Source organism: Marinilactibacillus piezotolerans (assembly GCF_900114235.1).
GTDB lineage: Bacteria > Bacillota > Bacilli > Lactobacillales > Carnobacteriaceae_A > Marinilactibacillus > Marinilactibacillus piezotolerans.
Map to the genome: position 1 here is coordinate 1 of NZ_FOSJ01000078.1, position 6,470 is coordinate 6,470.

Genomic DNA, 6,470 nt, shown 5'->3' on the forward strand with positions numbered 1-6,470 from the left:
TACATTAGGGTGGTCAATTTTTCGTTGAGCAATATTCCGAGTGAAGGCTTGTTTTCCGCGTTTCTCCTTGTGCCCATTAGGTTTGCGTTTTCCTTTCATTGGAAGAAGGTGTTTATCAAACATCCCTTCTCTTGCCCGGCGATAAAGAGTAGTAGCCCCCATAGAAAAAGCAAGAAAGGTACTATCTGCTTTATGGTGATTGGCGATCATATCAAGTGACCACTTTTGACGAAGCAGATGTTCGACATGACCGTCTTCTTCAACAGAAAGTTTTAAACGTTTACGACCACAACGCGATTGTTTTGTCTTTCTCTGTTCCCAGAATTCTTTTGAATTTTTCCCAGTCTTAAAGAAATTGATCACATCATAAACCGGCTGTTTTTTGCCCATGATCTCAATAATTCTAGAAGTCGTTACATCTGCCAAATAATATTTTTCTATGAGGATGATATCATCCATGGTAAACTGTTTGTGAGCCATACGTGTTCCTTCTTCCTTGTAGATTTGGTGGTACAAACTACTTTAAGGGAACACGTGTGGTTTTTCAAATATCTTTTTCTAGTTTAATTATAAAATTCGCGTCTGTAAAAACCTATATCAGTAGCCTTTCTTCACTCCTCCTCATTTCAAGATACGGATTCGCCTTGATATGCATTCTCAATTACATTAAAATAAAGGAGTATATGTAACGGATAAATACGTTTGCATAGTTCTATTTATAATAAAAAATAACCTAGAAAAGGAAGGTACATAATGGCAGTATTAGAGATCAAGAACCTACATGTATCCATTGAAGGTAAAGAGATTTTAAAAGGTGTCAACTTAACAATGAAAACGGGAGAAATCCACGCGATCATGGGACCGAACGGAACAGGGAAATCAACCCTTTCTGCAGCGATCATGGGTCATCCGACATATGAAGTGACGGAAGGGGAAGTGCTTTTAGATGGCGAAAACATCCTCGAAATGGAAGTGGATGAACGAGCACGTGCCGGTCTGTTCTTAGCTGTTCAGTATCCAAGTGAAATCGCAGGGATTACCAATGCAGAATTTATGCGTGCCGCCATCAACTCAAGACGTGATGATGACAATAAAATGGGCGTAATGGAGTTCATCAAAAAGCTGGATGAAAAAATGGACTTACTAGATATGCCGGAAGAAATGGCAGAACGCTACTTGAATGAAGGTTTCTCAGGTGGAGAGAAAAAACGGAATGAGATTCTGCAATTATTGATGATCGAACCGACTTTCGCCATCTTGGATGAGATCGATTCAGGTCTAGATATCGATGCCCTTCAAGTCGTTTCTAAAGGGGTCAATGAAATGCGTGGAGATAACTTTGGCTCATTGATTATTACGCATTATCAAAGATTATTAAACTACATCACACCCGATGTCGTCCACATTATGATGGACGGACATGTCGTGAAAACCGGCGGCGCAGAATTGGCACAACAATTAGAAGCAGAAGGTTATAAAGGTTTAATGGAAGAATTAGGAATTGAATACAACGTGGAAGAACACGAATAAAAAAGAGGAGGCAAACCATATGGTAACAAAAGAAAAGCAGTATGTAGAACATGCAGATGCCCTTACAGCCTTCTCAAAAGGACTAGGTGAACCAGAATGGATGACTCAGTTACGGTTAGATTCCTTAGATAAAATAGACGAATTAGACCTTCCTGTAATCGAACGTCTGCGGTATAATCGCTGGCCGATCTGGCAAGTCCCTGACCTGACAGGTGCGCCTGCTCAAAAAGCAATCGACATCACTGAATTTATAGAAGATAAAGCAGATGCCGCAAGAGTCGTTCAAGCGGGAAATGAATCTGTAATTGAAACATTACCAGAATCGTTAAAAGAAAAAGGCGTCATTTTTACCGATATCAAGACTGCTTTAAAAGAACATCCTGACCTTGTCAAAGAAGCCTATATGCAGCAGGCAGTGAAAGCAGATAAAAATAAAGTCACTGCTTTTCATGCGGCATTTATGAACTCGGGGTTATTCTTATATGTGCCAAAAAATGTAGTTGTGGAAGAACCATTAGAAGCGATCTTTATTCAAAACAGCTTAGTTGAAGACAGCTTCATCAAACACGTTCTGATCTATGCCGACGTGAATTCGAGCTTCAACTATGTAGAGAAATTCCTGACTGCCGGACAAGAGAAAAACGCAGCGAACATATTAGTAGAAGTTGTGGCTAAACAAGGGGCGCAAGTGAAATTCTCTGCTGTAGATCAACTAGGCGAACAGACTACAACCTACTTTAACCGTGCCGGACATACTTTCCGGGATGCCTCAATCGACTGGGCACTCGGTGTCATGAATAATGGAAGTACCATTGCTGATTTTGATACGAATCTAGTTGGAGACGGATCTCAGTCAGACTTGAAAGCTGTAGCAATCAGCAGTGGCAAACAAATACAAGTAGTCGATTCAAATATTGTCAGCTACGGCAGCCACACTACCGGGAATATCTTCCAGCATGGCGTAATCTTAGATCGTGCTACCTTAACCTTTAATGGGATCGGACATATCATCAAAGGGGCTAAAGGATCTGATGCGCAGCAAGAATCCCGTGTCCTCATGCTTTCAGATAAAGCACGCGGAGATGCAAATCCGATCTTATTAATCGATGAAAACGAAGTAACAGCGGGGCATGCGGCTTCAGTTGGGCGAGTGGACCCAGAAGAAATGTACTATCTGATGAGTCGTGGAATTGCCAAAAGCGAAGCCGAAAGACTCGTTATCCGAGGATTCCTGGGATCAGTGATCTCAGCAATTCCACTGAAAGCCATCCGAGATGAATTGGTCGAAACAATCGAAAGGAAGCTGACCAGTAGATGACCGTTCCATTCGAACCGTTTGAACACTTAAAAAAAGATTTTGCCATCTTAAATCAAATCGTCAATGATGAACCATTAGTCTATCTGGACAATGCCGCAACAACGCAGAAACCGGAAGCTGTACTGCAGGCACTGGAGACCTACTATCATACCTCTAATGCCAATGTTCACCGGGGTGTGCATACACTAGCTGAACGCGCAACAAGTCAGTATGAAAGATCACGAGAAGTCGTTCGGGCATTCATTCATGCCAGTGAAACCGCTGAAGTCTTGTTCACACGCGGAACCACCACTTCTCTGAACTGGGTAGCCAGAAGCTTTGGAGAAAAGGTCATTGAACCAGGACACGAGATTCTGATCTCTTATATGGAACATCACTCCAATATTATCCCTTGGCAACAGTTAGCTAAGAAAAAGAACGCAAAGCTCATTTATATTGAGTTAACAGAAGACGGACAGTTGGATCTGGAAGATGTTAAAAATAAAATCACTGATAAAACAAAGATTGTTTCCTTAACACATGTGTCAAATGTACTCGGTGTCGTGAATCCGATCAAGCAGATTTCCGATTGGATTCATGAGCAAAACGGCTATCTGGTCGTTGATGGTGCTCAAGCCGTTCCGCATATGCCAGTAGACGTACAAGCGCTAGATGCAGACTTTTATGCCTTCAGCGGGCATAAGATGCTGGGACCGACTGGCATTGGTGTGTTATATGGAAAACGGGCTCTACTTGAACAGATGGAGCCAATCGAATTCGGTGGTGAGATGATCGATTTCGTTGAAGAACAAGACAGTACCTGGAAAGAACTGCCCTGGAAATTTGAAGCGGGCACGCCTAATATCGCCGGCGGCATCGGATTAGCGGCAGCGATTCATTACCTGAATAACATCGGTATGGAAAACATTGTGCAGCACGAACGAGAAATCGTAGAGTACATTATGCCGAAACTAGAAGCCATTGAGGGGGTAACGCTTTTTGGACCAAAAGATGTTGCGCACAGAACAGGGGTCATTTCATTCAATATTGATGGGATTCATCCCCATGATGTCGCAACGGCGATGGATATGGAAGGGGTCGCTGTCAGAGCCGGACATCACTGTGCACAACCTTTGATGACCTATCTGAACCAGCCCGCAACAGCCAGAGCGAGTTTTTATTTGTACAACACGAAAGCCGATGCAGATAAATTTGTAGAAGCGATTATTGCCACGAAGGAGTTTTTCTTAAATGGCCTTAACTAAACTAGATCAATTATATCGAGCAGTCATATTAGACCATTCTCAGTCACCTAGAAGACGGGGCGTACTGGATGAAACGACCACCCAGATCGAACTGAGAAACCCGACTTGTGGAGATGTCATTCAAGTCCAGCTCAATGTTCAGGACGGTATCGTAAAAGATGTCCGTTTCGACGGCAGCGGCTGTACCATCTCCATGGCCAGTGCCAGTATGATGACCGAGGCGATTATTGGAAAGCCCGTTGAAGAAGCACTGAAGCTGTCAGAAGAGTTTTCGCAAGTCGTTCAAGGCAATGATGTCGAGCATGAACAAGAACTGGGAGACGCAATGATGTTGTCAGGTGTATCCAAATTCCCAGCCCGAATCAAATGTGCCACACTATCCTGGAAAGCCTTGGAAAAAGCCTTGGCAAGCCAAGGTACAGGTGTGGGCGGACAGCTAAAGCACGATGACATGACTGAATAAAACTGATGAATGAACACTTACAGAGAACAACCAATCACGAGAGGGGAACGCAAACATGGTGAATGTACCAGAAAAAAGCGAATACCAATACGGGTTCCACGATGATATCGAGTCGATTTACGATACCGGTAAAGGATTGACAGAAGACATCATCAGAGACATTTCCAAACGGAAAGAAGAACCGCAATGGATGTTGGATTACCGTCTGAAATCCTATGACCACTTTTTGAAACGCCCAATGCCAGAATGGGGCGCAGATCTTTCAGAAGTGGATTTCGATAACATTACGTATTACCGTAAATCCAGTGAAAGAGCAGAACGCAGCTGGGATGATGTACCAGATAAAATCAAAGAAACCTTTGACCGTCTAGGCGTTCCTGAAGCTGAACGACAATTCCTAGCCGGATCCGGCGCACAGTATGAATCAGAAGTGGTTTACCACAACATGAAAGAAGAATATGAAAAACTGGGCATTGTCTTTACCGATACGGATTCAGCCTTAAAGGAATATCCGGAAATCTTCAAAGAACACTTTGGAACCGTCGTACCGCCAACAGACAACAAGCTGGCAGCATTGAACTCAGCAGTCTGGTCAGGTGGAACGTTCATCTATGTACCAAAAGGCGTACGCTGTGATGTGCCGCTTCAGATGTATTTCCGTATCAATGATGAAGCAATGGGTCAATTCGAACGGACACTGATCGTAGTAGACGAAGGCGCAAGTGTGCATTATGTAGAAGGCTGTACTGCTCCAACCTTTTCAGAAAGTTCCCTACATGCCGCAGTTGTTGAAATCATCGTTAAAAAAGATGCGTACTGCCGTTACACAACCATCCAGAACTGGTCAGATAACGTGTATAACCTGGTAACCAAACGGGCCACAGCCGCAGAAGGCGCAACGGTTGAATGGATCGATGGAAACCTGGGTGCCAAAACAACCATGAAATATCCAAGTATCCACCTAAACGGACGCGGCGCTCGTGGAACGACTATGTCTATCGCCATGGCAGGAGAAGGACAAGTCCAGGATACAGGCGCGAAAATGATTCATAATGCACCGAATACATCCAGCTCGATCGTATCAAAATCCATCGCCAAAGACGGCGGAGAAGTGAACTACCGTGGACAAGTGACCTTCGGAAAAAATTCCGGCGGATCAATCTCGCACATCGAGTGTGACACGATCATCATGGATGACAAGTCGAAATCTGACACCATTCCGTTCAACGAGATCCACAACGCAAACGTCGCCCTGGAACACGAAGCAAAAGTCTCTAAAATATCAGAAGAACAACTCTACTACCTCATGAGCCGCGGACTAGATGAAGAAACCGCCACAGAAATGATCGTCATGGGATTCGTAGAACCCTTCACTAAAGAACTTCCAATGGAATACGCAGTCGAATTGAACCGATTGATTAGTTATGAAATGGAAGGGTCTGTTGGGTAAGTAGGTAATGTATGTTTGAAACGTTAACAACATCTGTTACGAGCTTTTAACTTATATATAGCATTAGAATAATAACAGCTATTCAATTAGTTAATTCTTTAATTGATAGCGAATTGTTTAAGTGACTACTGCCACACATTTGTACCATTGATGCCAACTTTCTTACCACTGTTTGCCAAAGAATGTACCACCTTTTGCCAGCTCGATGTACCACTAAAGAAATATCCCATAACCACTGTGATTTAAGTTAGTTATGGGACACCTTTACATAATCCATAGGATTATATTAGTTTTTCATAATAATATCTTAGAAGTTATTGGATAAACCCAGTCGTTCACGCATAGATGTTTCACCATCAATAGTGATGGTGTAGGAATTATGAACAATCCGATCAATAACTGCTTCTCCTGTGGGACCACCTCCCAGTTTAGAGTGCCATCCGGCTGTGTTGAACTGGGTACAGA

General features: G+C 43.2%; 5 protein-coding genes and 1 pseudogene. 5 read left to right on the forward strand and 1 reads right to left on the reverse strand.

The window, feature by feature from the left end:
* Positions 1 to 480 (reverse strand): annotated as a pseudogene (locus BM212_RS11645) (IS30 family transposase); the annotation flags it as partial.
* 273 nt (positions 481 to 753) lie between these two features.
* On the opposite strand from BM212_RS11645, the gene sufC reads away from it, so the two are divergent.
* The 5 genes from sufC to sufB are packed head-to-tail and all read left to right on the forward strand — an operon-like array spanning position 754 to position 6,005.
* The gene (gene sufC, locus BM212_RS11650; protein ID WP_072695758.1) at positions 754 to 1,530 is read left to right on the forward strand and encodes a Fe-S cluster assembly ATPase SufC; all 777 of its coding nucleotides are present in this window, start codon (positions 754 to 756) and stop codon (positions 1,528 to 1,530) included.
* Positions 1,531 to 1,549: 19 nt separating this feature from the next.
* Positions 1,550 to 2,848, forward strand: coding sequence for a Fe-S cluster assembly protein SufD (gene sufD, locus BM212_RS11655; protein ID WP_091898699.1), 1,299 nt, complete (start codon positions 1,550 to 1,552; stop codon positions 2,846 to 2,848).
* Positions 2,845 to 4,092 carry an aminotransferase class V-fold PLP-dependent enzyme gene (locus BM212_RS11660; RefSeq protein WP_091898701.1) on the forward strand — a complete coding sequence of 416 codons (1,248 nt, stop codon included), beginning with the start codon at positions 2,845 to 2,847 and terminating at the stop codon, positions 4,090 to 4,092. The genes sufD and BM212_RS11660 overlap by 4 nt, the downstream gene beginning before the upstream one ends.
* Complete coding sequence (gene sufU, locus BM212_RS11665) at positions 4,079 to 4,555, forward strand: Fe-S cluster assembly sulfur transfer protein SufU (protein ID WP_091898703.1); 477 nt, start codon at positions 4,079 to 4,081, stop codon at positions 4,553 to 4,555. The genes BM212_RS11660 and sufU overlap by 14 nt, the downstream gene beginning before the upstream one ends.
* 58 nt (positions 4,556 to 4,613) lie before the next feature.
* Positions 4,614 to 6,005, forward strand: coding sequence for a Fe-S cluster assembly protein SufB (sufB, locus tag BM212_RS11670; protein WP_281244407.1), 1,392 nt, complete (start codon positions 4,614 to 4,616; stop codon positions 6,003 to 6,005).
* The last annotated feature ends 465 nt before the right edge of the window (positions 6,006 to 6,470 follow it).